25 protein-coding genes are annotated in these 26,708 nt (G+C 70.0%); 19 read left to right on the top strand and 6 right to left on the bottom strand.

What is annotated here, in order from left to right; translation table 11 throughout:
• On the top strand, positions 1–1,437 hold the full coding sequence (locus AB0I59_RS34165; RefSeq protein WP_358139467.1) for a GlnX family signal transduction membrane protein: 1,437 nt from the start codon (positions 1–3) through the stop codon (positions 1,435–1,437).
• A gap of 13 nt (positions 1,438–1,450) precedes the next feature.
• Positions 1,451–2,275: a glutamate ABC transporter substrate-binding protein gene (locus tag AB0I59_RS34160; RefSeq protein ID WP_228644990.1), complete on the top strand. Its 825-nt coding sequence runs from the start codon at positions 1,451–1,453 to the stop codon at positions 2,273–2,275.
• A gap of 41 nt (positions 2,276–2,316) precedes the next feature.
• Here the strand turns inward: AB0I59_RS34160 and AB0I59_RS34155 are convergent, their stop codons facing one another.
• Positions 2,317–2,970, bottom strand: coding sequence for a TetR/AcrR family transcriptional regulator (locus AB0I59_RS34155; protein WP_358139464.1), 654 nt, complete (start codon positions 2,968–2,970; stop codon positions 2,317–2,319).
• A gap of 194 nt (positions 2,971–3,164) precedes the next feature.
• Between AB0I59_RS34155 and AB0I59_RS34150 the strand changes: the two genes are divergently transcribed.
• The 8 genes from AB0I59_RS34150 to AB0I59_RS34115 all read left to right on the top strand — a co-directional run bounded on the left by AB0I59_RS34150 (position 3,165) and on the right by AB0I59_RS34115 (position 11,541).
• Positions 3,165–4,388, top strand: coding sequence for a saccharopine dehydrogenase family protein (locus AB0I59_RS34150; protein WP_358139461.1), 1,224 nt, complete (start codon positions 3,165–3,167; stop codon positions 4,386–4,388).
• Positions 4,389–4,552: 164 nt separating this feature from the next.
• Positions 4,553–5,581 carry a phospholipase D-like domain-containing protein gene (locus tag AB0I59_RS34145; RefSeq protein ID WP_358139458.1) on the top strand — a complete coding sequence of 343 codons (1,029 nt, stop codon included), beginning with the start codon at positions 4,553–4,555 and terminating at the stop codon, positions 5,579–5,581.
• 98 nt (positions 5,582–5,679) lie between these two features.
• Positions 5,680–7,260 carry a DUF3427 domain-containing protein gene (locus AB0I59_RS34140; protein WP_358139455.1) on the top strand — a complete coding sequence of 527 codons (1,581 nt, stop codon included), beginning with the start codon at positions 5,680–5,682 and terminating at the stop codon, positions 7,258–7,260.
• Between the two features lie 171 nt (positions 7,261–7,431).
• Positions 7,432–7,728 carry a hypothetical protein gene (locus tag AB0I59_RS34135; RefSeq protein WP_061257132.1) on the top strand — a complete coding sequence of 99 codons (297 nt, stop codon included), beginning with the start codon at positions 7,432–7,434 and terminating at the stop codon, positions 7,726–7,728.
• Between the two features lie 521 nt (positions 7,729–8,249).
• On the top strand, positions 8,250–9,050 hold the full coding sequence (locus tag AB0I59_RS34130; RefSeq protein WP_061257135.1) for an IclR family transcriptional regulator: 801 nt from the start codon (positions 8,250–8,252) through the stop codon (positions 9,048–9,050).
• Between the two features lie 405 nt (positions 9,051–9,455).
• Positions 9,456–10,112, top strand: coding sequence for a biliverdin-producing heme oxygenase (locus AB0I59_RS34125; protein ID WP_061257137.1), 657 nt, complete (start codon positions 9,456–9,458; stop codon positions 10,110–10,112).
• Positions 10,109–11,356, top strand: coding sequence for an NADH-ubiquinone oxidoreductase-F iron-sulfur binding region domain-containing protein (locus tag AB0I59_RS34120; protein WP_358139451.1), 1,248 nt, complete (start codon positions 10,109–10,111; stop codon positions 11,354–11,356). The genes AB0I59_RS34125 and AB0I59_RS34120 overlap by 4 nt, the downstream gene beginning before the upstream one ends.
• Positions 11,353–11,541: a ferredoxin gene (locus AB0I59_RS34115; RefSeq protein ID WP_061257140.1), complete on the top strand. Its 189-nt coding sequence runs from the start codon at positions 11,353–11,355 to the stop codon at positions 11,539–11,541. Before AB0I59_RS34120 ends, AB0I59_RS34115 begins: the two co-directional genes overlap by 4 nt.
• Before the next feature lie 162 nt (positions 11,542–11,703).
• On the opposite strand, the gene AB0I59_RS34110 is transcribed toward AB0I59_RS34115, so the two are convergent.
• A complete protein-coding gene (locus tag AB0I59_RS34110; RefSeq protein ID WP_358139448.1) occupies positions 11,704–12,369 on the bottom strand; it encodes a biliverdin-producing heme oxygenase in 666 nt (221 codons plus the stop codon).
• A gap of 138 nt (positions 12,370–12,507) precedes the next feature.
• On the opposite strand from AB0I59_RS34110, the gene AB0I59_RS34105 reads away from it, so the two are divergent.
• Positions 12,508–13,110 carry a TetR/AcrR family transcriptional regulator gene (locus AB0I59_RS34105; protein WP_061257145.1) on the top strand — a complete coding sequence of 201 codons (603 nt, stop codon included), beginning with the start codon at positions 12,508–12,510 and terminating at the stop codon, positions 13,108–13,110.
• A gap of 46 nt (positions 13,111–13,156) precedes the next feature.
• On the opposite strand, the gene AB0I59_RS34100 is transcribed toward AB0I59_RS34105, so the two are convergent.
• Genes AB0I59_RS34100 through AB0I59_RS34090 form a run of 3 tightly spaced genes read right to left on the bottom strand, consistent with a single transcriptional unit; the run spans position 13,157 to position 15,478 of the window.
• Positions 13,157–14,014 carry an ABC transporter permease gene (locus tag AB0I59_RS34100; RefSeq protein ID WP_358139445.1) on the bottom strand — a complete coding sequence of 286 codons (858 nt, stop codon included), beginning with the start codon at positions 14,012–14,014 and terminating at the stop codon, positions 13,157–13,159.
• Positions 13,974–15,017, bottom strand: coding sequence for an ABC transporter ATP-binding protein (locus AB0I59_RS34095; RefSeq protein ID WP_358139442.1), 1,044 nt, complete (start codon positions 15,015–15,017; stop codon positions 13,974–13,976). The genes AB0I59_RS34100 and AB0I59_RS34095 overlap by 41 nt, the downstream gene beginning before the upstream one ends.
• Positions 15,014–15,478, bottom strand: a complete 465-nt coding sequence (locus tag AB0I59_RS34090; protein WP_358139439.1) for a MarR family winged helix-turn-helix transcriptional regulator — start codon at positions 15,476–15,478, stop codon at positions 15,014–15,016. The genes AB0I59_RS34095 and AB0I59_RS34090 overlap by 4 nt, the downstream gene beginning before the upstream one ends.
• A gap of 274 nt (positions 15,479–15,752) precedes the next feature.
• Here AB0I59_RS34090 and aceE point away from each other — a divergent pair, with 274 nt between their 5' ends.
• A complete protein-coding gene (gene aceE / locus AB0I59_RS34085; protein WP_358139436.1) occupies positions 15,753–18,281 on the top strand; it encodes a pyruvate dehydrogenase (acetyl-transferring), homodimeric type in 2,529 nt (842 codons plus the stop codon).
• A gap of 88 nt (positions 18,282–18,369) precedes the next feature.
• On the opposite strand, the gene AB0I59_RS34080 is transcribed toward aceE, so the two are convergent.
• Positions 18,370–19,056 (bottom strand): TetR family transcriptional regulator, encoded by a 687-nt coding sequence (locus AB0I59_RS34080; protein WP_358139433.1) that lies wholly within the window; start codon positions 19,054–19,056, stop codon positions 18,370–18,372.
• Between the two features lie 92 nt (positions 19,057–19,148).
• On the opposite strand from AB0I59_RS34080, the gene AB0I59_RS34075 reads away from it, so the two are divergent.
• The 7 genes from AB0I59_RS34075 to AB0I59_RS34045 all read left to right on the top strand — a co-directional run bounded on the left by AB0I59_RS34075 (position 19,149) and on the right by AB0I59_RS34045 (position 26,650).
• Positions 19,149–20,717, top strand: coding sequence for an acyl-CoA carboxylase subunit beta (locus AB0I59_RS34075; protein WP_061257157.1), 1,569 nt, complete (start codon positions 19,149–19,151; stop codon positions 20,715–20,717).
• Positions 20,714–20,926, top strand: coding sequence for an acyl-CoA carboxylase epsilon subunit (locus tag AB0I59_RS34070; RefSeq protein WP_061257159.1), 213 nt, complete (start codon positions 20,714–20,716; stop codon positions 20,924–20,926). Before AB0I59_RS34075 ends, AB0I59_RS34070 begins: the two co-directional genes overlap by 4 nt.
• 14 nt (positions 20,927–20,940) lie before the next feature.
• Positions 20,941–22,704 carry an acetyl/propionyl/methylcrotonyl-CoA carboxylase subunit alpha gene (locus tag AB0I59_RS34065; protein WP_358139545.1) on the top strand — a complete coding sequence of 588 codons (1,764 nt, stop codon included), beginning with the start codon at positions 20,941–20,943 and terminating at the stop codon, positions 22,702–22,704.
• A 687-nt stretch (positions 22,705–23,391) separates the two neighbouring features.
• Entirely contained in the window at positions 23,392–23,736 is a 345-nt protein-coding gene (locus AB0I59_RS34060; RefSeq protein WP_061257161.1) for an ArsR/SmtB family transcription factor, read from the top strand.
• A 234-nt stretch (positions 23,737–23,970) separates the two neighbouring features.
• Complete coding sequence (locus AB0I59_RS34055; protein ID WP_082777003.1) at positions 23,971–24,138, top strand: DUF3073 family protein; 168 nt, start codon at positions 23,971–23,973, stop codon at positions 24,136–24,138.
• A gap of 221 nt (positions 24,139–24,359) precedes the next feature.
• Positions 24,360–24,806: a hypothetical protein gene (locus AB0I59_RS34050; RefSeq protein ID WP_061257164.1), complete on the top strand. Its 447-nt coding sequence runs from the start codon at positions 24,360–24,362 to the stop codon at positions 24,804–24,806.
• Positions 24,803–26,650: an MFS transporter gene (locus tag AB0I59_RS34045; protein WP_358139428.1), complete on the top strand. Its 1,848-nt coding sequence runs from the start codon at positions 24,803–24,805 to the stop codon at positions 26,648–26,650. Before AB0I59_RS34050 ends, AB0I59_RS34045 begins: the two co-directional genes overlap by 4 nt.
• The last annotated feature ends 58 nt before the right edge of the window (positions 26,651–26,708 follow it).

Raw genomic sequence — 26,708 nt, 5'->3', positions numbered from 1 at the left:
ATGGCCGTTGTCACCCCCACCCCCACCACCGGCCCCGCGCCTGTGGCCGCGCCCACGCCCGCCTCTTCGCCGCCGCGCGCCCCGCGGCTGCGAACGGTTCCCGGGCGGATCCGCGCCGGGGCCGGTGCCGCCGTCCTCGCCGTCGGCCTGCTGTTCGCGCTGATGGGCGTGGCCCTGGGGCACGCCGGGGACGGGCTGCGGGCGATCGGGCACACAGCGGGCCCGCAGGTGGTGGCCACCGCCGACCTGTACTTCGCGCTGAGCGACATGGACGCTCAGGTGGCCACCGTGCTGCTGGCCGGCGTGGAGGGCGGGCCCGGTCGCCAGGCCGCGCTGGACCGCTACGACCAGCGCCGCGCGCAGGCCGACAGCGCCGTGCTGCAGGCCGCCGACCTGGCTCGCGGCGACCCGACGGAGCAGATGACCGTGCGTGCCGTACTCGACGGGCTCGGCCGCTACGAGCGGCTCGCGTCGCGCGCCCTGCTTCTGGACGAGCAGTCCCGGCATGCCGCCGGACCCCCCTCGCAGCAGGCTCTCGACGTCTACCGCCAGGCCACCGACCTGATGCGGTTGGACCTGCTGCCCAAGGCGTACAACCTCACGCTCGAGAGCGGGACCGTCGTCAGGCACGCCTACGCGGCCGAGTCGTCCGCCGTGCTGGCGGGCCGGTTCTGGGTGGCGCTCGGTGGGGCGCTCGCGCTGGCCGTCCTGGTCGCGTTGCAGGTCTTCCTGTCCCGCAGGTTCCGCCGTGCGATCAACCCGGCGCTGCTGGCCGCCACCGTCGTCGTCGGCGTGCTGACCATCGCGGGAGTGCTGGTCCTGCAGCGGGTGTCCGACGATCTGCGGACGGCCAAGGAGGACGGCTTCGACTCGGTTCTCGTGCTGTCTCGGGCCCGCGCGATCGGAAACAGTCTGCACGGTGACGAGAGCAGGTATCTGCTCGACCCACAGCGGGCGGACACCTACGAGCAGGTATACCTCGACAAGTCACAGTCGGTGCTCTATGTCCCCGGCGGGAACCTGGACAAGTACTACGCCGCGGTGGACGTCAGCGTCGCCGCCTTCCCCGGTAGGGCGGACTTCCTCGGCTTCTACGGATCGGAGGCCGGTCGTATCACCCTGCCCGGCCAGCGTGAGGCACTGGCCAGGGTGCTCACGCTTTACCAGAAGTTCCAGCACGATGACCGGCAGATGCGGCAGTTCGCCACAGCGGGCAAGAGCGGGGACGCCGTACGACAGGCCACGGGTGCCTCGTTCGGGGCCTACGACGGCGCCCTGGTCGAGTTGACGAAGCTGCACCGCCTGGCGTTCGACGACGCCGTGGCGGAGGGCGACCGCGCCCTCGGTGGCTGGAACTTTCTGCTGCCGGGGACGGCGCTCGCCGCCGCCCTGCTGATCCTGGTCGGAGTCCGGCCCCGGCTCGCCGAGTACCGGTGAAGGGAAGATGTTCATGGTCGCGCTGACCAGCAGGGGCCGTTCGCGGCGTATCGCCGCCTTGGTGCTGCTCGGGGCCGTAGCGCTGTTGTCGGCGTCGGCCTGCGGCGCCGGCTCGTCGATCCTCGACAAGGACGCCCTGGTCATCGGGGTGAAGCCGGACCAGCCCGGGTTGGGGATGAAGAAGGCGGAGGGGGAGTTCGCCGGTTTCGACGTCGATGTGGCCGCCTACATCGCCCGAAAGCTGGGGAAGGACGCCAGGTTCGTCGCGGTGCCCTCGTCCGAGCGGGAGAAGGTGCTCATGGACGGCTCGATCGATCTGGTCGTCGCCACCTATTCGATCACTCCGGAACGCAAGACGAAGGTGACCTTCGGCGGGCCGTACTACGTCGCACACCAGGACACTCTCGTACGGGCCCGGGAGAGCGCGGTCACCGGCGTGCGGGACCTGAAGGGGCGCAAGCTGTGCCAGGTGACCGGCTCGAACTCCTGGCGTCGGGTGAAGGAGGAACGGAAGGTCGCCGTGGAGCTGGTCGAGGCCGCCTCCTACAGCGAGTGCATGTCCGATCTGAAGGCGGGGAAGGTGGACGCGGTATCCACCGACGACCTCATCCTGGCCGGCTTCGCCACCTCGGACCTGAAGATCGTCAACGCGCCGTTCACCGACGAGCGGTACGGCGTGGGCATCAAGGCCGGGGACCTGGACGGCTGCGAGGCGGTCAACAAGGCCATCACCGAGATGTACCTGGACGGAACCGCCAAGAAGCTGCTGCGGAAGTGGTTCGGGAAGTCCGGCCTGGCGCTCACTTTCACCGTCCCCCAGTTCGAAGGCTGCGGCTGACCTCCGCCGCCGACGCGAGGCCGTGGCCCGGGGCCCGACGGTCAGGCCGCGCCCGGACCGGCGGTGAGGCGTGACTCGGCGTTGCCGAGCAACATCTCCAGGGCGGCGGGGTAGGCGCTGTCGTTCATGCCGGCGACCAGCAGGGGGGCGACCGCCGCGATGTTGGGATGAGTGGCCGCCGGCAGGCGCGCGTAGGTCGCCTGCCAGATCTCCTCGTCCGCCGTGCGTGCTTCCTCGGGCAGCGCCAGGGACGCCGCGTCCAGCGCGGCGAAGGCCAGAGTCATGTCGATGAAGGCGTGGTAGATGCGGACCACGTCTCGGTCCGGGAACCCCGCGCCCCGCAGCAGCCCGAGGATCGCCTCGTCGGCCGCGACTTCGTGAGACTTGCCGGATATGCGGTTGGCGGTCAGCACCGCGGCCTGTGGGTGTTCGAGGTAGGCGGCGTGGATGCGCAGGCCCAGCTCGCGAAGATCGGCGCGCCAGTCGCCGGTGCCGTGCCAGTCGGCCATCGCCTGGCCGATGAGCATGTCGCCGATGGCCAGGGTCAGGTCGTCCATGCCGGTGAAGTAGCGGTAGAGCGTGCTGGGGTCGGCTCCCAGGGCGATGCCGAGCCGTCGCACGGTCAGACCCGCGGAGCCATGCTCGCGCAGCATACGCAGCGCGGTCCGCACGATCAGTTCCTCCGAGAGAACCATCCCGCTCTTTGTCGGGCGGCGGCGTTGTCGCGCCGATTCTGAGACCACCGGCTTGGGCACGGTGCTCCCCTCCTCCTGTCGCCTGTTCCGTCGCCGGAGAGCCTATCTTATGCCAACGCCATTGACGTATGAAGGGGTGGTGACGTTGGATCGGGCGCACCAAGGCGTGTGCCTCGGAAAGGGGATGTTCTGTCATGCGTGTTCTGCTTGTCGGTGCCGGTGGTGTGGGCACGGCGATCACCCGGATCGCGGCCCGCCGATCGTTCTTCGACCACATGGTCGTCGCCGACTACGACCTGTCCCGCGCCGAGGCGGCGGTCGCCGCGCTCGGGGAGGCGGGCACCCGCTTCAGCGCCGGGCGGGTCGACGCGAGCGACGAGGCGGCGGTGGCGGCACTGCTGGAGGAGTACCGCTGCGACGTCCTGCTCAACGCCACCGACCCGCGCTTCGTGATGCCGCTGTTCCGGGCGGCGCTGAGCGTCGGCGCGCACTACCTGGACATGGCGATGTCGCTGTCCCGGCCGCACCCGGAGCGTCCCCATGAGGTGTGCGGGGTCAAGCTCGGCGACGCCCAGTTCGAACTGGCCGCCGAGTGGGAGAAGGCGGGCAAGCTCGCGGTGGTCGGCATCGGTGTGGAGCCGGGGTTGTCGGATGTCTTCGCCCGTTACGCGGCCGACGAGCTCTTCGATCACATCGAGGAGATCGGTATCCGCGACGGCGCCGACCTCACCGTTGAGGGATACGACTTCGCGCCCTCGTTCAACATCTGGACCACCATCGAGGAGTGCCTCAACCCGCCGGTCGTCTACGAGGCCGGCCGGGGCTGGTTCACCACCCCGCCCTTCAGCGAGCCGGAGGTGTTCGACTTTCCCGACGGCATCGGCCCGGTCGAGTGCGTCAACGTCGAGCACGAGGAGGTGCTGCTCGTCCCCCGCTGGGTCGACGCCGAGCGGGTGACCTTCAAGTACGGGCTGGGCGGGGAGTTCATCCAGACGCTGCGAACCCTGCGTCTGCTCGGCCTCGACCGCACCGAGCCGGTCCAGGTCCTCGGTGCGGACGGCACTCCCGTCATGGTCTCCCCGCGCGACGTGGTCGCGGCATGCCTGCCCGACCCGGCGACCCTCGGGGAGCGCATGCGCGGCAGGACGTGCGCGGGCACCTGGGTCAAGGGCACCAGGAACGGCGGCCCGCGCGAGGTCTACCTCTACCACGTGGTCGACAACGAGTGGTCCATGCGGGAGTACGGCTCCCAGGCCGTGGTGTGGCAGACCGCCGTCAACCCGGTGGTGGCCCTTGAGCTGATAGCCGCGGGCGTCTGGTCCGGCGTCGGCGTCCTTGGCCCGGAAGCCCTTCCGCCCCGGCCCTTCCTCGACCTGCTGACCGCGTACGGCGCCCCGTGGGGCATGCGCGAACAGTGACCGTGAGCGTCGGTGCGGCGGCGAAGGTGGCCGCACGATGGCCCCGGTGTACGTGTGGACAGGTACGACGGCGGTCTCCACGCTGGTAGGGCATACCACCACCAAAGGCGCTATTCATCCGCAATGGCGGCGCGGCCGGACAGTCATCCGGTACGGTGCCGGCCATGGGTGATCTCGCGCCGGGGCTCTACGAACGGCTCGTCACCGAAGGGCTGGCGCGTGACCTGGCCAGTCACGGAGATTTGGCCCAGCTGCGCCCGCTGGACCAGGTCGAGGCCGCTGACGTGCTGACCGCCCACCTGGCCGCACTCACCCGCAGGGCGCTGCGCTCGCTGCGGGGCGACGACGCCGAACGGCTGGCCGGGCAGGTCGAGCTGGTCAACCGGCTCACGGCGGTCCTCGGCGAGGTCATCCCCGACACATCCGATGACCTGGTGGCGACCTCCCGGGAACTGCTGCTGGCCGTGACGCGCAGCCGTACTCCCACGGGTGAACCGGTCTTCCCGCGGCGTCCGGAGACTCCGCTGGCGGCCAGCGCGCTCCTGGTCAACGGGCATGGCCAGCCCAGCGTCGGCCATGAGCTGAGACGGGAGTTGGCCTCCGCGGACCGGGTCGACCTGCTGTGCGCGTTCGTGCGCTGGCACGGCGTGCGGATTCTCGAGGAGGATCTGGCCGAGTTCGTCCGGCGGGGTGGGCGGCTCAGGGTCATCACCACCACCTACCGGGGTGCCACCGAACGCCGCGCCCTGGACCGGCTGGCCGAACTGGGCGCCACCATCAAGATCTCCTACGAGACCAGGACGACCCGGCTGCACGCCAAGGCGTGGTTGTTCCGCAGGGACAGCGGCTTCTCCACCGCCTACGTCGGTTCCTCCAACCTGTCCAAATCCGCATTGATCGACGGGCTGGAGTGGAACGTCCGTCTGTCCGCCCTGGAGCAGCCACACCTGCTGGACACCTTCTCGGCCACCTTCGAGGAGTACTGGGGCGATCCGGCCTTCGAGGACTACGACCCCGGCGCGGAGGCGGACCGCCGCCGCCTGGACCAGGCGCTGGAGCTGGAGAGCGCCGGGCCCCGCGAGCTCCCTCTGGCGATCGCGTCGCTGGACGTGCGGCCCTACGGTTACCAGGGCGAGGTTCTGGCCGGGCTGGCCTGCTCGGCCACCTCGAACCACGCGTCCTGCTCGGCCTGACCGCCACCCCGGAACGGGCCGACGGCCAGGACGTCAAACACTGGTTCGGCGGCAGGGTCGCGGTCGAGCTACGGCTGTGGGAGGCCATCGAACGGCAGTTGCTGGCGCCGTTCCAGTATTTCGGCGTGCACGACGGCGTGGATCTGTCGGCCGTACCGTGGAAGCGCGGACAGGGGTACGACCTGGCCCGCCTCAGCAACGTCTTCACCGGCAACGACGCCCGCGTCCGGCTGGTGCTGCGGACCCTGCACCGAAAGATCGGTGACGTCGGCCGGATGCGGGCGCTGGGCTTCTGCGTCAGCGTCGAACACGCCGAGTACATGGCCTCCCGCTTCACCGAGGCGGGCATCCCCTCTCTGGCCATCACCTCCCGGACCCCGCGCGCCGACCGGGAGGCCGGGCTCGCCGCGCTGCGGTCCCGTCAGGTCAACGTGGTGTTCGCCGTCGATCTGTTCAACGAGGGCGTCGACATCCCCGGCATCGACACCGTGCTGTTCCTGCGTCCCACCGACAGCGCCACCGTCTTCCTGCAGCAACTTGGCCGAGGGCTGCGACTGGACACCGGCAAGGCCTGCCTGACCGTTCTGGACTTCATCGGCAACCAGCACCGTCAGTTCCGCTTCGACCGCCGCTACCGCGCGCTGACCGGCGCCGGCCGTACGGCGGTCGCCCGCGAGGTCGAGGCGGGCTTCCCCACACTGCCGCCCGGCTGCCATATCGATCTCGATCGCGAGGTCTCCCGGCTGGTGCTGAACAACATCCGCCAGACGCTGAACCTGCGCTGGCCCGATCTGATCGCCGAACTCGCGGCGCTGCCCGAGCGGACCACCCTGGCCGGGTTCATCGAGGAGACCGGGTTGGAGCTGGAGGATCTCTACCGCCGCCGCCCCGGCTGGGCCGGGCTCCGCAGAGCCGCCGGCCGAGGCTCCGCGGCCGGTCCCCTCGACGTGAAGATCGGCAGCGCGTTCGGTCGCATGCTCCACATCGACGACCCCGACCGGCTCTCCGTCCTCCGCCGCCCGCGCAGTGGTGGCACCGTACGCGAGCGGCGGCTGTTCGCCATGCTCGACGTCGCGCTCTGGGGCGGCACCCAGCCCGCCTCCACCGCCGAAGCACGCCTGAGTGACCTGCTGGCCCACCCCGACCGGGTGAGTGAGTTGCTGGACCTCGCCGGCCTGCTGGCCGAGCGCAGACGTCGTGTGACGCACCCGCTGTCCGGAGACATTCCGCTGCACGTCCACGCCACGTACAGCAAGAACGAGGCTCTGGCCGCCTTCGGCGTGGACAAACCCGCCCATATGCGTGAAGGCGTCAAGTGGGTGCCCGATGCGGGCGCGGACCTGTTCTTCGTCACCATCGACAAGTCCGCGGACCACTACTTGCCCACGACCATGTACCACGACCGGGCCATCACCCCGTCGTTGTTCCAGTGGGAGTCCCAGTCCACCTTGCGCCGCGGCAACCCCACGGCCCAGCGCTACCGATCCGGGCGATCAAGCGTCCACCTGTTCGTCAGGGAGCACAAGCGCGAGGAAGGTCTGGGCGCACCGCCCTACCTGTACGCCGGACCCATGATCTACGAACACTGCGTAGGCGACCGGCCGGTCCGGTTCCGGTGGCGCCTGGAACACCCGCTTCCGCCGGATGTCTTCCACTTCGCCAAGGTGACCGCGGGCTGACGCGATCAGAGCTACGGGATTCGTCGGTGTCCGCTCGGCGGCGGGATCCTCGGTAGCCGTCCCCAGCTCATCGTGGGTGGGCGCGGCGGTCGCCGGCCTGAACCGGGGATGACGATCCGTTTCGTTCTCGTGATTCCTGATCGTTATGTCACGCCGATATCTTCGCGATCCATGCGCAAACCCCTCATCGCAGCGCTCACCGCCGCATCCCTCCTCTTCGTGACGGCTCCCGCCGCGTCGGCTACGTCCTCGACAGTCGCGACTGCGGCCTGGTGCGCGAAGAAGCAGAGCAACGGCAAGTACTACTACAAGCACGGCAAGCACTGGGACTGCGTGTTCCCCGGCGCGTACTGCGCGAGCTCCCAGCACGGCGCGTACGGATATTCGGCCCGGCACGAGGCCCACAGCAGGCGATACAAGTGCGTTCGCTACACGAGCTCCACCTGGCGCTGGAAGCCCGTCCCGTAGCGAGTTCGACGAGGGGCGTCCTCGTCGCGGGTCCGAGCGGCGCGGTGCTGACCGGCGGCACTCTTCCGCGTGGTCACATAGGCGCCGCGTTTCCGGCCGGGGCGGTGGCCGCGCCGCCTTCACACGCGTGCGGCGGGTCTGTGATCTGCCCTTTTATGGGAACCGATCACCTTTTCGGGGGTCGCGGCCGTCATCGGGATGTGACGAGAACGGCGAGCGGAGTCGAGACGGCCAAAAAGGCCGAGGGAGACGATGAGCGCGACCCCGAATAGGGTGTTCCAATTTGTGGAAAAATGTTCCATCCTGGATGGCGTGTTCGGGGAGACGGCCTGGACGCGATTCCCGCGAGACCCTGTCCGCGCCGGCCGATCTGAAGACCGATCCTTCACGGGAGAAGGAGCGGGTGTCCCAGGAATCGTGGTGGGATTTCCTCGACACAAGGATCGTCACCGACACACCCGCGCCCGTGGGATTCTCCCGGGAATAGGGTGTGCCGCCGTTGTTAAGGGGCTGAGAAGCCGATGGACACTGTCAAGCCGTTACGCCGCCGTGCGGCGGAATCCTCCAGTCAGACGGTCGCGACCGTGGAACGCGCGGCGGACGTGCTCGTGCTCTTCGCCGATCCCGGGTCCGTCACGCTCGGTGTCACCGAGATCGCGGACAAACTCGGCATGTCCAAAGCCGCGGTTCACCGCGTACTGGCCTCGTTCCGGCTGCACGGGCTGATCGAGCTGGATGAGAAGACCCGGCGTTACTCGCTCGGGCTGGCGGCCATGCGGCTGGGCCTGGCCTACCTCGGAAGGCTGGACGTGCGCAGGCTGGCGGCGCCGGAACTGGTCACACTTTCCCGGACGTTGTCCGAGACCGCCACATTGTCTATTCGTACGGGAACGACGCGGGTCTATGTGGACCAGGTGACGCCAAGCCGGGAAGTGATCATGTCGATCTCTCTCGGCATCCCCTATCCCTTGCATGCCGGCGCCTCTTCCAAGGCGTTCCTCGCCTTTCTTTCTGATGAGGAAATCGACACGTACGTCAGAACCGTCCCGCTGGTCCGGCTGACCGAACGCACTCTGGTCCACGAGGATGTGCTGCGCAAGGAGATCGCGGCGATTCGCCGGCGCGGATACGCCAAATCGAGCGCCGAGCGTCAGCCGGGCTCGGCCTCGGTCGCCGCGCCGATCTTCGACCATCACGGCAGGCCGGCCGGTGTCATCAGCGTCTGCGGGCCGCTGGAACGATTCCGGGACGAGGCGGAACAGTGCGCCGAGGCCCTGCTCGAATCGACGAACCGGATCTCGGCCCAGATGGGCCACCTGTGAATCGGTCGGTCGTGTCATGACGTGATGCGACCGCCTCATGAGAAAGGAGTTCCCGGCGCACCCGCGGAATTCAACGGGCGCCGATCGAACGGGGTTGTTCCCGTGTCCCTGCTGAGCACGGATCACCTTGTTCACATGGCAGTCGCCGGGCGGGCAGGCGGAGCCGCGGTGTTCGCTTCCGGACACCGCGGGCCGCGGGCGAGCGCACGGAACGACCCGTGCCTTCTCCGACGGCTCGTCGTCGGCCGGATCTCCCGCCGCCGCCCCGACCACGGCTCCCGCCGCGTACCGCGCGAGATCCCCGCTGAGCAGTTGACGACGAGGTGTCGTTAAACTCTTGACCTCTCGGTCATCTTTCTGACACTCTGTCGTGAAACGGCATCGCGACGCAATGGGAGTCCGGGTATGACAGAGAGCGAGACCTTCGCCGAGCGGCTCAAGAAGGCGACCTGGAGCGACCACGAGGAAGCGGAGAACACCGCGTATCTCGACGCGCTCATGAGCGGCCGCGTGTCCCGGGAGGGCTACGGCGAGATGGTGGCCCAGCACTATTTCGCGTACGTGGCGCTGGAGGAAGCGGGACGAGCCCTCACCGGCGACCCGGTCGCCGGGCCGTTCGTCAGCCCGGAACTGGAGCGCGTCCCCTCCCTGGAGGCCGACCTTGAGGAGCTCTACGGGAAGGACTGGCGTGACAGGATCACCCCGTCCAAGTCGACGTCGACCTACGTCGCCCGGATCAACCAGATCGCCGACTGGCCCGGTGGCTTCATCGCCCACCACTACACCCGCTATCTCGGCGACCTGTCCGGCGGTCAGGTGATTCGCAAGGTCGCGGAGCGCACGTACGGGTTCGACGGCTCCGCGGGAGCCAGGTTCTACGACTTCACCGGCATCCCCGATCTCAAGGCGTTCAAGGAAAGCTACCGGGACCGGCTCAACGCGCTGGACCTGGACGAGGTGCAGGCCAGGAGGGTCATCGCCGAGACCGTGCTCGCCTACCAGCTCAACACCGAGGTCCTCGTCGAGATCGGCAAGCGGCTGCCCGACTACCTGGTGGCATGAGTTCTCCTCTGCGGGTCGGCCCGCTCCGGAACGCGCGGCTGCTCGATGCGGAGCCGGACGGGACACCGGGCCCGGCGGACCTCTCCGGGCCGGAGATCATCGAGATCGCCGAGGCGGCGGGGATCCGGGGGCGTGGCGGGGCGGGTTTCCCCCTGGCGGTCAAGCTCCGCTCGGTCGCCTCGGCCCCGGGTCCCGTCCGCTACGTGATCGCCAACGGGGAGGAGGGCGAGCCCGCCTCCGTCAAGGACCGCTTCCTGCTCCGTGAACGCCCGGATCTCGTGCTCCGCGGGCTGGAGCTGGCCGCCCGGGCCGTGAGCGCCGATCGTGCCTACGTGTACGTCAGCGATCCGTCCGCCGCCCGCCGCCTCGCGGCGAAGCGCGGCGATACCCCCGCCGACATCCCCGTGGACATCCCCATCGGCGTCGTGGCGGTGGCGCCCGGATATGTGGCGGGTGAGGAGACCGCGGTCGTCAGGGCGGTCGACGGCGGACCCGCCCTCCCGACCGTGAAACCTCCCCGTCCCTGGCAGGAGGGGGTGCGCGGAGCGCCCACCCTGGTGAGCAACGTCGAAACGCTCGCCCAGCTCGCCCTCGCCGTCCGGCTCGGTCCGGAGGCGTACCGCGGGATGGGCACCCCGGAGTCCACCGGCACGTTCCTCGCGACGCTGTCGGGCGCGGGCCGGGCACCCGGTCTGTACGAGGTCCCGTACGGCATCCCGCTGCGCGAACTGGTGACCGCCCACATGGGGACGGCCGCCGGGGTGACCGGACTGCTGGCCGGGGGCTTCGCGGGAGGACTGCTGCCCGCCTCGGCCCTCGACCTCCCGCTCACCCACGCCGCCTTGGCGCGGGCGGGCAGCACGCTGGGCTGCGGCGCGTTCGTCCTGCTCGCCGGGGACTGCCCGGTCGGTGTGGCCGCCGAGGTGGCGGCCTTCTTCGATCGGGAGAACGCCCGGCAGTGCGGGCCGTGCGTCACGGGCACGTCCGGAGTGGCGGGGGTCCTCGCCAGGCTGACCGTACGCTCCGCGACGGTGGAGGACGTGGCACGGCTGGAGCGGTGGGGCGCGGCGCTGGCCGGACGGGGCAACTGCGCGACGCCCGACGCCGTGACGGCCCTGGTCGGCTCGCTCTTCCGGCATCACCGCGATCTCGTCGACGCTCATGTCGGTACGGAGTGCGAGCGGTGCGCCGCCACCGATGTCACCGCGGACACAAGGTTCCGCGTCTCTTGGGAGGGATCATGAAGGTCGTCATCGACGCAGCCGTGTGCGACGGCAAGGGGTACTGCAAGCGGTTCGCCCCCGAGGTGTTCGCGCTGGACGAATGGGGCTACGGCGAGGTCCTGGTGGACGAGGTCCCGCCGGAGTACGAGGCCAACGCGCGGGCGGCCCTCGAAGCGTGTCCGCTGCAGGCCATCAAGGCGGTGTGACGGGGGGCCGGGCGGGCGGCAGTCGGGGCGCGGCCGCCCCCGGGCCGAGCGCTGTCGGGGCGGGGCGGCGCCAAGCCGGCACGGTCCCGCAGTGGCCGGACCAGTGAAGAGGCCACCCTCATCGTGAGGGTGGCCTCCGCATGTCCGCGTGATCGTCTCGTGTCAGGACACGCCGAACTCCTCGCCCAGTTCGACGGTGATCGCCGCGTTGCCGCGGAAGGCGTGACTGCCCTCCTCGACCAGCGGCTCGATGTCGTCGGCGGTGACGGGCACCGCGTTCATCCGGGCGTGATAGTCGGCGATGAAGGCGCGGTTGTCCTCGATCTCCGTGAAGTCGTAGAACGCCACGCCCGCGCCGTCGTTCAGGCCGTACGTCGTGGTGAGCAGCTTGGCGAGTGTCGCACCGCCGTGCAGGTAGCCGGCGTAGCGGATCCAGTGGTGGGGCACCAGGCCGAGCGGCCACTCGTCGCGGACACGGTGCAGCCGGGCCACGTACGCGTCGGTGGCCGGAGAAGTCGTCAGCGCGTCCCGCCAGTCGCGACCGTAGAAGTAGGCGAGGTCCCGTTCGAGGGCCTCCGTGCGGTTGAGCCGCGGTAGGTGAAGGGCGCCGACGGACGGATCATCGCGCAGAGCCTCCGTCGTCTGCTCCAGGGCGGAGTACACCGCGTGGAACCGGACCAGCCACGCGCTGTAGGCGTCCCTGGTCAGCTTGCCCTGGAAGAGGGCGAGCATGTACGGAGTGTTCTCGGCCGCACGATGCGCCTCCGACGTCCCGTGATAGAGCAGCTTGGAAAGTGGCTCACGTTCCTGAGCGGTGTTGGTGTCCACGGCTTCCTCCGTTTTACGACGAGTCGCCATAAAGATAACGACAAACTGTCGCAAAAACAACCGTGCTGAAACGGCGTATCGGGGCTCCAGCAGGACGGCGTCCCTGACGGCGCGCCCGTTGCGTGCGAAAATGCGGATATGCCTAGGATCTCCGCCCCGAACCTCCGGGAGCACCGCGCGCAGACTGTGAATCGCATCATCGACGCGGTGGCCCGGCTCTCCAGGAACCGAGGCATCGACGCGATCTCCATGACCGACGTCGCGGCGGAGGCCGGCGTCGCCCGTACGGTCCTCTACAACTATTTCCCGGACAAGGCCGCGCTGCTGCTCGCGTTCAGCCAGCGCGTGACGGACTACTTCGTCGACAGCCTTGAACAGGACCTGCGCGAGGACGTCACCGCCTCCGCGCGGCTGGAGTCCTTCGTCCGGCTGCAGCTCAAGGGGCTCCTCGCCCACCCTCATCCGGGTGCCGCCGAGATCACCGCCGCGCTCGGGCCCGACGCGTACCAGGCGCTCGCGGGGCACGTGGCGCCGATGCACAAGATCCTGTGCGAGATCCTCGCCGGCGGGATCCGGTCGGGGGAGTTCCGTGACCTCGATGTCGAGGCGACCGCCCGGAGCGTTCTGGCGGTCATCGGCGCCGAGCGCATCCCCCTGGTCAGCGGGGAGGTGACGCTGGAGGGCGCGGAGACCGCCGTCATCGCCTTCGTCCAGGGAGCCATCCGGCCGCTTCCGGCGTGATCACCATTCCCGCCGGAGGCGGGACGGTCGGGCTGCGAGCCGGGGCTCAGCGGGCCAGCCTGCCCAGCAGGCACGACGCCGCCGTGATCCCGGTCAACGCGGCGACGAGGAGGACCAGGAAGTCCAGCGGCAGGTGGGACGGCGTGCCCAGGAGCAGGCCGCGCAGCGCGTCGACCTGATAGCTGAGGGGGTTGACCGCGCTGACGGCCCGGAGCCAGCCCGGCATGACGTCGACCGGATAGAGCGCGTTCGAGCCGAAGAACAGCGGCATCGTGATGGCCTGCCCGATCCCCATCAGGCGGTCGCGGGTGAGCACGATCCCGGCGATGGTCATGGACAGGCAGGAGAAGAACGCCGAGGCGAGCAGTACGGCGGCGGCCACGCCGAGCAGGCGCAGCGGGTTCCAGGTCAGGGTGACGCCGAGCAGGGTGGCGATGAGGAGCACGACCACCGCCTGGATCAACGCCTTCACCCCGGCCGCGAACGCCTTGCCCGTCACCAGCGCGGCGCGCGGGGTCGGCGTGACCAGGAGCTTGGTCAGGACTCCCGCGTCACGCTCCCAGATGATCATGATGCCGTAGAAGATCGCGATGAACATCGCGGACTGGGCGATGATCCCGGGAGCGAGATAGTCCAGGTACGGGATGCCGCCGGTGGGGATCACCCTGATGCGGGTGAAGGTCTGCCCGAAGATCAGCAGCCACAGGGCCGGTTGGATCGCCCGCGTGTACAGCTCGGTGCGGTCGTGGCGCAGCTTCTGCAGTTCGACGAGGCACATCGCGGCGACCCGGGCGGGGAGCACGCGCCAGCCGGTGCGGGCGCGCGGCGCGGTCAGCAGCAGGTCGAGCCCTCGGGCGGCGGTGTCAGCCGACGCGAGAGGCCGTGCGGCGGGTGCGGAGGACATCACGGAAGTCGCCCCCTTCCTCTCCTGCTCCGTTCTCTCCTGTGCTTCCAGCGCCGCCGAGAGCACCGCCGAGATCGCCACCGACGACGTCCCGGAAGACGTCCTCAAGCGTGGGCGCGGCGCGGCCGTCGCCGCCGTCGTGGCCGGTGTCGTCGCGGTCGCGCAGCGCGGCCTTGAGCTGCTCCGGCGTGCCGAGTGCCCGGATGCGTCCCCTGTGCATCAGCGCTACCCGGTCGCAGTACTGGTCCGCCTCGTCCATGTAGTGCGTGGTGACCAGCACCGTCATCCCGGTGGCGGCCCGTATCGCGGTGATGTGCTTCCACACGCTGGTACGCGCGATGGGGTCGAGTCCGATCGTCGGCTCGTCGAGCATCAGCAGGCGCGGCGCGCTGACCAGCGCCTGGGCGAGTTCGAGCCGGCGCACCATGCCGCCGGAGTATGTCCCTGCCATCCGGTCGGCGGCGTCGGCGAGCCCCACCGCCTCCAGCGCCAGGGTGACCCGCGCCCGTCGCTCACGGCGGCGGACGTCGAACAGGCGGGCGAACAGCGCGACGTTCTCCCGGCCGGTCAGGCTCGCGTCCGCGGACAGCTGCTGGGGAACGTAGCCGAGCAGGCGGCGCACCGACATCCGCTCCCTCGCCGCGTCGTGGCCGAAGATCCGCACCATGCCGTACGGCACCGGCAGCAGCGTGGTGAGGCAGCGTATGGCCGTGGACTTGCCCGCGCCGTTCGGGCCGAGCAGGCCGAAGACCTCGCCGGAGGCGACGGACAGATCGATGCCGTCCACGGCCTTCGTCCGCCCGAAGGAATAGCTCAGCCCGGTGCAGCTCACGGCGTCAGGGGCGGCGCGCCCGGTGTCCGGCTGGGCGCGGCCGGACGTCCCGGCGTTCCGGAGCGGTGGCGCCATCGGGGCGTTCTGGACGGACGGCGCGTCCTGCGGGCTCTGCTGAGGTGCCCCGTGTGTGTCCTGAGGGTTGTGCGGACTCCGCGCTCGCTCGGTCATGGACCCTCCATCTCCTCCCGCAGGCCTTCGGCGAGCCTGCGCAGCGCGGGCAGCGCGGCGGCCAGGGCCGCTTGGTCGTCGTCGCCGAGCCGCTCCACGTGCGCGCGGACGAGCGCGGCGCGCCTCTCCTGCCACGCCCGTAGCCGTGACTCGGCCTCGGGCGTGGCCAGCAGCCGCGCGGATCGCCGATCGCCCGGATCGGTCTCGCGGAGCAGCAGACCGGCCGTCGTGAGCTGGTTGACCAGCGTGGACACCGAGTTTCCGGCGAGATAGAGCTCCCTGGCCGCCGCCGAGACGCCGATGCCGGGATTGGCCAGGGCCAGTCGGAGCAACTCGACCTGGGCGCCGCGCAGTGGTGGCCCGGTCAGGCCGCGCCGCAACCTGCGCCGGATGAGCCGTTGGATTCCCGACAGGACGTCGGCGAGGGCGCCAGGAAGATCCGTTATACCCGTTGTGCCCATATTAGAACGTTAGCTCTGCGTACGAGGTAATGGAAGGGGTGGGCGCCGGAGCGCATCGCCACCACTGTGCCTGGCGCGGCCTGCGACACGCCTGCGGCCTTCGGCCTCAACGGCATCCGGTCGTCTACCTTTGGCGGTTCCTGCCGCCGCCGCCACATGAGCACCGGCGTTCTCACACGTCCTGATCCGGGCATGGGAGGACGCGGGATCGGGGACTATCATCTCATGGAGTGATCGGATGATTGGACTTCACAGGAAGCAGAGGCGGTCAGCTATGTCACTGTGGGACCAGATCCCCGACGTGGATCCAGAGGAGACGGCCGAATGGCGCGAGTCTCTGGAGGCGCTCGTGCGGGAGGCGGGTCCGGACCGGGCCCGGTATCTGATGGGGCGGCTGCTCGACACGATCGGCCGGCCGCCTGTGCCCTATCTCAACACCGTGCCCACCGGCGAGGAGCCGCCGTATCCGGGTGACCTCGCGATCGAGGAGCGGATCGCGGCCTACGACCGGTGGAACGCCGCCGCCATGGTCACCAGGGCCAGCAAATACGGCCTCGGCGGACACATATCCACCTACGCCTCGGCCGCGTGGCTGTACGAGGTGGGGTTCAACCACTTCTTCCACGGCACCGAGGACCAGGTCTACTTCCAGGGCCACGCCTCGCCGGGCATCTACGCCAGAGCCTTCCTCGAAGGCCGGCTGACCGAGGCGCGACTCGACCGCTTCCGCAGGGAGGTGGGCGGCGGCGGCCTGCCGTCGTATCCCCACCCGCGGGCCATGCCCGACTTCTGGCAGTTCCCGACCGTGTCCATGGGCCTCGGCCCGCTGAACGCGATCTACCAGGCCAGGTTCAACCGCTACCTCGCGGCCAGAGGGATCAAGGACACCTCGCGCGGTCACGTGTGGGCCTTCCTCGGTGACGGCGAGATGGACGAGCCCGAGGCGACGGCCGCACTTCCCCTGGCCGCCAGGGAAGGGCTCGACAACCTCACCTTCGTGATCAACTGCAACCTGCAGCGGCTCGACGGTCCCGTACGCGGCAACACCCGCGTAGTACAGGAGCTGGAGAACGTCTTCCGGGGTGCGGGCTGGAACGTCGTCAAGGCGCTCTGGGGCGAGGAGTGGGACGGATTGCTCGCCCGCGACCTCGGCGGCCGGCTCGCCGCCCGGCTGGGGGAGGTGCCCGACGGGCAGTTCCAGACCTACGCCGCATCCGACGGCGCCTACATCAGGGAACGCCTGTTCCGGGGCCTGGAGAACCTGGCGGCGCCGTACAGCGACGCGGATCTCGAACGCATCGTCGGTGGCTCGCGCGCGGGACACGAGCCCCGCAAGGTCCACGCCGCCTACCGCGCGGCCCTGGACCATCGCGACGGACCCACGGTGATCCTGGCGCAGACCGTCAAGGGGTGGACGCTCGGCTCGGGCTTCGAGTCGCGCAACGCGAACCACCAGATGAAGAAGCTCACGCAGGACGAGTTCCGCGCCATGCGCGACCGCCTCGACCTGCCCGTGCCCGACTCGGCGCTCGCCGGTGAACTGCCGCCCTACCTGCGGCCCGGCCCGGAGGAGCGCGAGTACCTCGCCGAACGGCGGAACGCGCTCGGCGGCCCCGTGCCCCGGCGCGTCACGGCGTACGCGCCGCTGCCGCCGGCCCCGGAACGGCCGTTCTCCGCGCTCACCAAGGGCGGCGGCACCATCGCCACCACGATGGCCTTCGTCCGCCTGGTCAAAGACCTCATGCGCGTGCCCGAGAGCGGGCACCGCTGGGTGCCGATCGTCCCCGACGAGGCCAGGACGTTCGGTATGGAGTCGCTCTTCCCCACGGCGAAGATCTACTCGTCTCTCGGGCAGAGGTACGACGCGGTCGACAGGGAACTGCTGCTGTCCTACAAGGAGTCCGCCAGCGGGCAGATCCTGAACGAGGGCATCACCGAGGCGGGCTGCATGGCCAGCTTCACCGCGGCCGCCACGAGCTACGCCACGCACGGCGAGCCGATGATCCCGTTCTACATCTTCTACTCCATGTTCGGCTGGCAGCGCACGGCCGACCAGATGTGGGCGTTCGCCGACCAGATGGGGCGCGGGTTCCTGATCGGCGCCACCGCCGGCCGCACCACCATGACGGGGGAGGGGCTGCAGCACGCCGACGGTCACTCGCAACTGCTCGCCTCGGTCAACCCGGCGTGCCTCAGCTACGACCCGGCCTTCGCGTACGAGATCGGCGTGATTGTCCGCGAGGGGCTGCGCAGGATGTACGGCGAGGCGGGGGAGGACGTCTTCTACTACCTCACCGTCTACAACGAGCCGATGCCCCAGCCGCAGATGCCCGAGGGCGTCGAGGAGGGCATCGTGCGCGGCGTCTACCGCTATTCGGCGGGCGGAGGCCAGGCCCAGATCCTCGCCAGCGGCACCGCGATGCACTGGGCGCTGGAGGCGCAGCGGCTGCTCGCGGACGACTGGGGCGTGGGCGTCGACGTCTGGTCGGTCACGTCGTGGAGCGAGCTGCGCCGCGAGGCGATGGCCACCGAGCGGGAAGGCGTCCCGTACATCACCGCCGCCCTGTCCGGGGCGGACGGACCGGTCGTCGCGGTGAGCGACTGGATGCGGGCCGTGCCCGACCAGATCAGGCCCTGGGTCGCACAGGACTGGGTCTCGCTCGGCACCGACGGCTTCGGCCTGTCGGACACGAGGGAGGCGGCGCGCAGGCACTTCGGCGTGGACGCGCGTGCGATCACGGTCGCCACCCTCCGGGCGTTGAAGCCGGAACTCGCCGAGCAGGCCGCTCAGCGGTACGCCTGAGCACCGGCCCGAGCACTGGCCCGAGCACTGGCCCGAGCAGCACTGGAAAGAGCTCCGGGTTCACGGGCACCTCGGCTCGCGGTGGACGCTACGACCGCGAGCCGAGGTGTGCCCGGATGGCGTCCATGACGTCGTCCGGGGAGGCCGAGCGCGGGAAGGCCGCCACGACCACCTGGTCGCCGCCGTCACGCGGGCCCTCCAGGTTCTCCAGGTGCCGGAAGGTCCTGATGACGTACTGCAGCGCGTGGTCGAGCGGCTCGAACGGGTCGTACGATCCTCCCGCCCGCAGCCAGCCGCGCAGCACCTGGTTGTGGGCCGCCACGACGGAGGAGGCCATGAGCTCGGCGCGCAGCGCGGCGTCGGGCGATCCGGCCAGCCAGTCGCCGACGTACTCCCGGAACAGCCGCTGGTAGCGCGCGACGCTGACGATCTCGCGGTCGCGCAGCGCGGGCACTCGTCCGACCAATCGGTAGCGCCGCAGCGACACCTCGGCGTCCTCGACGTAGTGGGCGAGGACGATCCGGACGGCGTCGCACACCGCCACGATGGCGGTGTCGGCGGTCGACGCCCTCAGGCGGGCCTCCACCTTCGCGAGCAGCGCGTCGTGGTCGGGAAAGATCACATCGTCCTTGGACCGGTAGTACCGGAAGAAGGTACTGCGGCTCACGCCCGCGCGGGCCGCGATGTCATCCACGGTCGTCTCGTCGTAGCCGCGCTCGTTGAAGAGCCGAATGGCCGCGTCGGCGAGGCGCTGGCTGGTTGGCGATCTTGCCATCGGCCCATTCTCCCGGATTCCCCGACCTTGTCGAACGCTGTGAGACTCAGTATCGTACGCTTGAAACTGAGTCTCAAGAGGTGTGGTGGTCAATGGATCTGCACAGTACGGCGGGCAAGCTCGCCGATCTCGAAGACCGCCGCGACGAGGCCGTACGGGTCGGAACCACCGGACGCGCGGCCGAGAAACGGCGTGCCGAGGGCAGGATCAGCGCCAGGGAGCGGATCGAGCGGCTGCTCGACGAGGGATCGTTCGTCGAACTGGACGCGCTCGCCAAGCACCGCAGCACCGCCTTCGGGCTGGAGCGGAACCGCGTCCCCGGAGACGGAGTCATCACCGGCTACGGCACGATCGACGGCAGGAACGTGTGCGTCTTCGCGCAGGACTTCACCTTCCTCGGCGGTAGCCTCGGAGAGGTGTACGGCGAGAAGATCTGCAAGGTCATGGACCTCGCCGTGAAGACCGGCTCCCCGATCATCGGGATCAACGAGGGCGCCGGGGCGCGTATCCAGGAGGGCGTCGTCTCGCTCGGCCTGTACGGAGAGATCTTCCGGCGGAACGTGCACGCCTCCGGCGTGATCCCCCAGATCTCCCTGATCATGGGCGCCTGCGCGGGCGGCCACGTGTACTCGCCCGCGCTCACCGACTTCACCGTCATGGTCGACCAGACGTCGCACATGTTCGTCACCGGTCCCGAGGTCATCAAGACCGTCACCGGCGAGGACGTCACGTTCGAGGAGCTCGGCGGCGCCCACACCCACAACGCCAGGAGCGGCAACGCCCACTACCTGGCCCAGGACGAGGACGACGCCCTGGAGTACGTCAAGGCGCTGCTGTCCTACCTCCCGCAGAACAACCTCGACGACCCGCCGGTCACCGGCGAGGAGGCCGACCTCGAGATCGGCGAGACCGATCTGGCGCTCGACACGCTCATCCCCGACTCGGCGAACCAGCCGTACGACATGCGCGTCGTCATCGAGTCCCTCCTCGACGAGGGCGACTTCCTCGAAGTGCAGGCGCTGTTCGCGCCCAACATCATCATCGGCTTCGGGCGGGTGGACGGCCGGCCGGTCGGCGTGGTCGCCAACCAGCCCATGCAGTTCGCCGGGACCCTCGACATCAACGCGTCGGAGAAGGCCGCGCGCTTCGTGCGCACCTGCGACGCGTTCAACATCCCCGTGCTCACGCTGGTCGACGTCCCCGGCTTCCTGCCCGGCACCGAACAGGAGTGGAACGGCATCATCCGGCGCGGCGCCAAGCTCCTGTACGCCTACGCCGAGGCCACCGTCCCGCTGATCACCGTGATCACCCGCAAGGCGTACGGCGGCGCCTACGACGTCATGGGGTCCAAGCATCTGGGCGCGGACCTCAACATCGCGTGGCCGACCGCGCAGATCGCGGTGATGGGCGCCCAGGGCGCGGTCAACATCCTCTACCGCAAGGAGCTGGCGGCGGCCGACGACCCCGAGGCGCTGCGTGCCAAACTGGTCACGGAGTACGAGGACACGCTGGCCAACCCCTACCAGGCGGCCGAGCGCGGCTACGTCGACGCGGTGATCGCCCCCCGTGAGACCCGGCGGGAGATCGTCCGATCGCTGCGGCTGCTGCGCGGCAAGCGGGAGGGGCTGCCGCCCAAGAAGCACGGGAACATCCCGCTGTGAGCGAGCTGCGCGTCATCAAGGGCGAGCCGTCCCCGGAGGAACTCGCCGCGCTGGTCATGGTGGTCGCCGCCCGCGCGGCGGCCGCCCCGGCCCCCGTGCCCACCCCGCAACGTCGCTGGGCCGCCCGCCACCACATGCTCCGCCGGCCCGTCGTCGCCGGTCCCGGGGGCTGGCGCGACTCGAGCTGGAAGCTTGGAGGACTTCAGTGAGCAACTCTCCCGTCCTGCGTAAGGTGCTCGTCGCCAACCGCGGTGAGATCGCCGTACGCGTCGTCCGCGCGTGCAAGGACGCCGCCATCGGCAGCGTGGCGGTCTACGCGGACCAGGACCGCGACGCCCTTTTCGTCCGGATGGCCGACGAGGCGTACGCGCTCGGCGGGGCCTCCCCGGCGGAGACCTACCTCGACATCGAGAAGATCCTCGACGTCGCCCGCCGTACCGGCGCGGACGGTGTGCACCCCGGGTACGGCTTCCTCGCCGAGAACGCGGCCTTCGCGCAGGCGGTCATCGACGCCGGCCTGATCTGGATCGGCCCGCCGCCCGCCGCCATCGACGCCCTCGGCGACAAGGTGCAGGCCCGGCACATCGCCCAGAAGGTGGGGGCGCCGCTGGTCGCCGGGACCAGTGACCCGGTGTCCGGCGCCGACGAGGTGGTCGCCTTCGCCCGCGAGCACGGCCTGCCCATCGCCATCAAGGCCGCCTACGGCGGCGGCGGTCGCGGCCTGAAGGTCGCCCGCACCCTGGAGGAGATCCCCGAGCTCTACGACTCCGCCGTCCGCGAGGCCGTCACCTCCTTCGGGCGCGGCGAGTGCTTCGTCGAGCGCTACCTCGACCGTCCCCGCCACGTGGAGACCCAGTGCCTGGCCGACCGGCACGGCAACGTCGTCGTGGTCAGCACCCGCGACTGCTCGTTGCAGCGCCGCCACCAGAAGCTCGTCGAGGAGGCCCCGGCCCCCTTCCTGTCCCGCAAGCAGCTGGCGACCCTGTACGACTCCTCCAAGGCGATCCTGCGCGAGGCGGGTTACGTCGGCGCGGGGACCTGCGAGTTCCTCGTGGGCCAGGACGGCACGATCTCCTTCCTCGAGGTCAACACGCGGCTGCAGGTCGAGCATCCGGTCAGCGAGGAGGTCACCGGCATCGACCTGGTCCGGGAGATGTTCCGGATCGCCTGCGGCGAGGAGCTCGGCTACAAGGACCCCAAGGTGCGGGGCCACTCGATCGAGTTCCGGATCAACGCCGAGGACCCGGGCCGCGGCTTCCTCCCCGCGCCGGGCACGATCACCCGCTGGCACTCGCCCTCGGGCCCCGGCGTACGGCTCGACGCCGGCTACGACCAGGGCGAGACGGTGCCGGGCTCGTTCGACTCCCTGGTCGCGAAGCTCATCGTCACCGGGCGCGACCGCGCGCAGGCGCTTGAGCGCTCGCGCCGGGCGCTGGCGGAGTTCGTCGTCGAGGGGATGCCGACCGTGCTGCCCTTCCACCGGGTCGTGGTCGACGAGCCCGCGTTCATCGGCAACGGAAAGGCGTTCGACGTCCACACCCGCTGGATCGAGACCGAGTTCGACAACACGATCCCTCCGTACGCCGGGGGCACCGAGAACGCCGAGCCCACCGCCGTCGACCGGGTCACCGTCGAGGTCGGCGGCAAGCGCCTGGAGGTCGTCCTTCCCGCCGGGTTCGGCGCGACCGGATCGGTCGCGGCGGCACGCCCGAACGGCGGGAGGCCGAAGCGCGCCGGCGGCGCCAGGAAGCCGGGCGGCTCCGCGGCGAGCGGTGACGCGCTGACCTCGCCCATGCAGGGGACGATCGTCAAGGTGGCCGTCGAGGACGGCGCGGTCGTCGCCGAGGGCGACGTCATCGTGGTACTCGAGGCGATGAAGATGGAGCAGCCGCTCACCGCCCACAAGGCGGGCACCGTCACCGGCCTGTCCGCCCAGGTCGGAGCGGGCGTCACCGCCGGATCCACGATCTGCGAGATCAAGGACTGACGCGGGACTGACGCGGCGTGCCGGCGGGGTTCGCCGGCGAGGACGTGCGTCCAGGTCGGCCGCCGCACAGCGGGCCGGCCTGGACCGAAGCGACGGGGTGGGCCGGTTCGACGGCTTCAGGTCTCGCCTGCGGTGGTGCCAGTGGCCGGCGTCCCCGTCCTGTCCACCGTGTCGTGGGGGCCACCGGGTTCGCGCTTCTCCATGCGGTGGGCGATGCGCGAGACCAGCCACGTCTGGAGGACAAGGAGCAGGAACGCCGAGCATCGGACCGGGCCCGCACCCCGCCATGAGGTCCTCCTCGTGCCGCTCGCGGTTCTCTTCCTGTCCTCTCCGCACCCAAGCACGCGAATGTGCGGGCGGAAACGATGAAATGTGCTGATCCCGTGCTGATCCGGTGGTGATTCCGGGCGGGCCGGGTGCGCCGCGGGCGGTGTTCCGGTGTTCCGGTGTCCGGCCCGCTCCGTCGGGTGCTGTCGACGTACGTCAGTGCGGACCCCGGGGCGGCGGCGCGGCTGTCATAGGACTTGAAGAAGTTTTCAATTGGCTACCATGGTGTGTGACGAATTCTCGTTGTCAGCTGGATCCGCACCATGGAACGGAGACGTGTGCGCGTGATGTCGCTGGACCGCGCGCGCCACGCCGGGTGGCCACGCCACCGGACGTGGACGGCCATCGGGGGAGGTGCTGATGCCGATTCCCCTCTACCAGGCGAAGGCGGATTTCTTCCGCACGCTCGGTCATCCCGTACGAATCCGGGTCCTGGAACTGCTCCAGGACGGTCCGCTCCCGGTGCGCGATCTGCTCGCCGGGATCGAAGTGGAGGCGTCCAACCTGTCGCAGCAGCTCGCCGTTCTGCGCCGAGCGGGTATCGTGACCTCGACGCGCGAGGGATCCACGGTCGTGTACGCGCTGAGCAGCAACGATGTCGCCGACCTGCTGCGGGCGGCACGTCGTATCCTGACCGACATGATCGCGGGCCAGGGGGAGCTGCTGGCGGAGTTGCGGGAGGCTGAGCATACGCGGCCCGGATGATCTCTACCGGGCGTGCGGTACGGAACGCGCGGCGGGACGCGCCTCGCGAGAGGCCGCCGGTGACACCGGTTGATCCGGTTCGCCAGGGCACTCGGGGAGGCGGGGCCCGCCGGCGCATGCCGTACACGACGGACAAACGATCTATGTCCCACGGCACACGGTGTGGGAAATTGCATAATTCTTCAAATGATAGAGAATAGGGCGAAGCACGGCCTGTGTTAGGGAGGACGATCAATGGGGCGGGGTCGGGCCAAGGCGAAGCAGACGAAGGTGGCTCGCCAGCTCAAGTACGCCAACCACAACATGGATCTCGAGCGGCTGCGCCAGGATCTCGCCGTCGGCGATGATCCCGTGCGCGACGACGAGACCGATGTTCCCGGCGACGGCGCGGGTCAGGCGTAGGCGCGGAGAAAGGCCGGTCCCCTCGCGGGCCCGGCCTTTCCGCTTGTCCGGACTCCTTCCGGGGCTCCTCCTCTGACGTTCTCCCGGGTTCCGTCAGGGAGCGGAGCCGGGCGGGCGGGCTTCAGGCGGCAGTGTGTCGTCAGAATGGTCCTATGGTCGGCTCACGAATCCCCGCGGCGTCTCCGGGCGCTCCTTCGAAGACACGTGCGCGGCTTCGGACCATGGCGCTGCTCGAACTGGGCAACATCCCGTTCCAGGCGTGGATCTGGTTCGGGATCGCCGGGTTGCCGGTGACGGTGGTGAACTCCCTCGGATTCGCCCTGTTCGCGATCCTGCTGGCGCAGGGGGCCCTCTACTGGATGGCCAAGCTGCGCCAGCTGCGCGAATCGGCTCTCCTGCCGGGAACCCGGGCCTTCCTGATCGCGCGCGCGACCGATGTCCCGCTCCTGGTGGCCGGACTGACGGTCACGGGAAGCGCCGTCGCCGCCGATCCCGGGCGCGACTCCTGGCCCGGCCTGGTGTTCGCCCTCGTCGCGGTGCTCGAGTACGTCAACTACTTCCACGTCCAGCTCATGCATGACACTGTGGCGGATCTGCGCCGCCTGATGGCCACGGGGCCGCGGCGGTCGCATCTCGCCCGCGATCTGGCCCGCCGTCGCCGTGGATGACGCCGTGGGGTGACGGGCGCGGTGGCGCTTCCCGCCGGGGGAGCGGCCGGGGTGAGGACGAGCGGCACGGACGGGCGAGCGGCACGGACGGGCGAACGGCACGGCGCGGTAGCAGGCTGGGTGACAGATGGCGACATGCCGTTGCTATGGTTGGCGACATGATGTCGCTAAATTCTCGTCAGGGTTGGCTGCCTCTCGTCGTGCTCGCACTCGGAACTTCGATGATCATCGTGGACGCGACGATCGTGAACGTCGCCGTTCCGGCGATCATCGAGGATCTGCACCTGACCGCGACCGACGTGGAGTGGGTCAACTCCATCTATTCGCTGATGTTCGCGGCGCTGCTCATCCCGCTCGGCCGTACGGGTGACCTGCGCGGCAGACGCCGCCTCTTCGCGTCGGGGGTCGGCGTCTTCCTCCTGGCCAGCATGCTGGCGGCCGCCGCGGGCAGCGGCCCGGCGCTGATCGGCGCCAGGGTGATCCAGGGAGTGGGGGCGGCGATGGTCGTCCCGATGGCTCTCGCGATCATCAACTCCACCTACACCGGCAGGCGGCGGGTGATCGGGTTCGCCGTCTGGGGCTCGGTCATCGGCGGCATGGCGGGCGTCGGTCCGCTGCTCGGCGGCTGGCTCGTCACCGAGTACGGCTGGCGCTCGGCGTTCTGGGTCAACCTGCCGATCGGAGCGTTGATCCTCCTCGGCACGCTCCGTGTGCCCGACTCGCGCGACGAGCACTCCTCGGGGCACGACCCGCTGGGCATCGTACTCGCGGTGATCGGCACGACCTCGGTCGTCTTCGCGCTCATCGAAGGCCAGAAGTACGGCTGGCTCACCCCCTTGCGGCCCGCCTCGCTCCTCGGTGTGCGTTTCGAGGGCGTCTCGCCCGTTCCTTTCGCCTTCGGCGTCGGAATCGTGGCACTGGTCGCGCTGGTGCTGGTCGAACGGGCCCGGGGACGGGCGGGACGCCCCGTACTGATCGACCTGACGCTGTTCGCGCTGCCCAGCTTCCGGTACGGCGCGATGGCCGCGATGGTCGTGGCGCTGGGGGAGTTCGGGATGATCCTCGTGCTGCCGCTGTTCCTGCAGTCGGCGCTCGGCTACAGCGCGTTCCAGGCCGGACTGGTCATCGCCACGCTGGCCCTGGGCACGTTCCTGGCCGGCGGCATGGTTCCCGGGCTGGCCAGGAAGGCGAGCTCGCGCCTGGTCGTGCAGATCGGGATCGGCCTGGAGGTCGTGGGCGCGCTCGGCATCGCCCTGTCACTCGAACTGGGGATGAACCCGTGGCGGCCGGTTCCCTGGCTGGTGGTCTACGGGATGGGGATCGGCTTCGCCTCGGCGCAGCTCACCAGCGTGCTGATGGCCGACGTACCGCCCTGGCAGTCGGGTCAGGCCTCCGGGCTGCAGAGCACGGTGCGCCAGGTCGGAGCGGCGTTCGGGGTCGCGGTGCTCGGGGCGGTGCTGGTCACGGGGCTCGGCTCGTCGGTCGAGCGGCATATGGACGCGTTTCCCGCACACACGCGGACCGAGGTGGCGCGTGCCGTACAGGAGAGCGGTGGTGTGGCCATCGCGTCGCTGCGAGAGCCGGCGGTTCACGCGGCGGCCGTGGCGGCGTCCGCCGAGGCGACCCGCAGGGTCACACTGCTCACGGCGCTGGTACTGCTGGCGGGGATGGGCGCCACGCTCCTGCTGCCGCGTGCCTCCGCGTCCGGCCACGGGGAGGACCCCGCACCGGCCGACGGTGCGGCAACGGCCGGTGAGTCCGTGGACGTCGTGCGGGGAAGGGCTGAGCGCGACGCCGACGAGGCCGCGGGTGTGGAGGTCGTCTCTCGGGAGGGCCGAGTCTGAGATACGACGCCGAAGGCGTCACGGCCGGTGGTCGCGGGTGTGGCGTCAGTCATGACCG

The organism is Microtetraspora glauca, from assembly GCF_040656155.1.
Taxonomy (GTDB): domain Bacteria; phylum Actinomycetota; class Actinomycetes; order Streptosporangiales; family Streptosporangiaceae; genus Microtetraspora; species Microtetraspora glauca.
Note: the sequence above shows the minus strand (reverse complement) of the source record. Positions and strands in the feature narration are given on the sequence as shown.

What these genes read in the sequence shown, in the direction of transcription:
- AB0I59_RS34130 (WP_061257135.1), top strand. Translation starts at nt 8,250, where the DNA reads ATGGACACTGTCAAGCCGTTACGCCGCCGTGCGGCGGAATCCTCCAGT.
- AB0I59_RS34090 (WP_358139439.1), bottom strand. Translation starts at nt 15,478, where the DNA reads ATGGGCACAACGGGTATAACGGATCTTCCTGGCGCCCTCGCCGACGTC.
- AB0I59_RS34095 (WP_358139442.1), bottom strand. Translation starts at nt 15,017, where the DNA reads ATGACCGAGCGAGCGCGGAGTCCGCACAACCCTCAGGACACACACGGG.
- AB0I59_RS34100 (WP_358139445.1), bottom strand. Translation starts at nt 14,014, where the DNA reads ATGTCCTCCGCACCCGCCGCACGGCCTCTCGCGTCGGCTGACACCGCC.
- AB0I59_RS34060 (WP_061257161.1), top strand. Translation starts at nt 23,392, where the DNA reads ATGCCGATTCCCCTCTACCAGGCGAAGGCGGATTTCTTCCGCACGCTC.
- AB0I59_RS34055 (WP_082777003.1), top strand. Translation starts at nt 23,971, where the DNA reads ATGGGGCGGGGTCGGGCCAAGGCGAAGCAGACGAAGGTGGCTCGCCAG.
- AB0I59_RS34125 (WP_061257137.1), top strand. Translation starts at nt 9,456, where the DNA reads ATGACAGAGAGCGAGACCTTCGCCGAGCGGCTCAAGAAGGCGACCTGG.
- AB0I59_RS34075 (WP_061257157.1), top strand. Translation starts at nt 19,149, where the DNA reads ATGGATCTGCACAGTACGGCGGGCAAGCTCGCCGATCTCGAAGACCGC.
- AB0I59_RS34145 (WP_358139458.1), top strand. Translation starts at nt 4,553, where the DNA reads ATGGGTGATCTCGCGCCGGGGCTCTACGAACGGCTCGTCACCGAAGGG.
- AB0I59_RS34165 (WP_358139467.1), top strand. Translation starts at nt 1, where the DNA reads ATGGCCGTTGTCACCCCCACCCCCACCACCGGCCCCGCGCCTGTGGCC.
- AB0I59_RS34150 (WP_358139461.1), top strand. Translation starts at nt 3,165, where the DNA reads ATGCGTGTTCTGCTTGTCGGTGCCGGTGGTGTGGGCACGGCGATCACC.
- aceE (WP_358139436.1), top strand. Translation starts at nt 15,753, where the DNA reads ATGTCACTGTGGGACCAGATCCCCGACGTGGATCCAGAGGAGACGGCC.
- AB0I59_RS34115 (WP_061257140.1), top strand. Translation starts at nt 11,353, where the DNA reads ATGAAGGTCGTCATCGACGCAGCCGTGTGCGACGGCAAGGGGTACTGC.
- AB0I59_RS34105 (WP_061257145.1), top strand. Translation starts at nt 12,508, where the DNA reads ATGCCTAGGATCTCCGCCCCGAACCTCCGGGAGCACCGCGCGCAGACT.
- AB0I59_RS34135 (WP_061257132.1), top strand. Translation starts at nt 7,432, where the DNA reads ATGCGCAAACCCCTCATCGCAGCGCTCACCGCCGCATCCCTCCTCTTC.
- AB0I59_RS34120 (WP_358139451.1), top strand. Translation starts at nt 10,109, where the DNA reads ATGAGTTCTCCTCTGCGGGTCGGCCCGCTCCGGAACGCGCGGCTGCTC.
- AB0I59_RS34160 (WP_228644990.1), top strand. Translation starts at nt 1,451, where the DNA reads ATGGTCGCGCTGACCAGCAGGGGCCGTTCGCGGCGTATCGCCGCCTTG.
- AB0I59_RS34155 (WP_358139464.1), bottom strand. Translation starts at nt 2,970, where the DNA reads ATGGTTCTCTCGGAGGAACTGATCGTGCGGACCGCGCTGCGTATGCTG.
- AB0I59_RS34050 (WP_061257164.1), top strand. Translation starts at nt 24,360, where the DNA reads ATGGCGCTGCTCGAACTGGGCAACATCCCGTTCCAGGCGTGGATCTGG.
- AB0I59_RS34080 (WP_358139433.1), bottom strand. Translation starts at nt 19,056, where the DNA reads ATGGCAAGATCGCCAACCAGCCAGCGCCTCGCCGACGCGGCCATTCGG.
- AB0I59_RS34045 (WP_358139428.1), top strand. Translation starts at nt 24,803, where the DNA reads ATGACGCCGTGGGGTGACGGGCGCGGTGGCGCTTCCCGCCGGGGGAGC.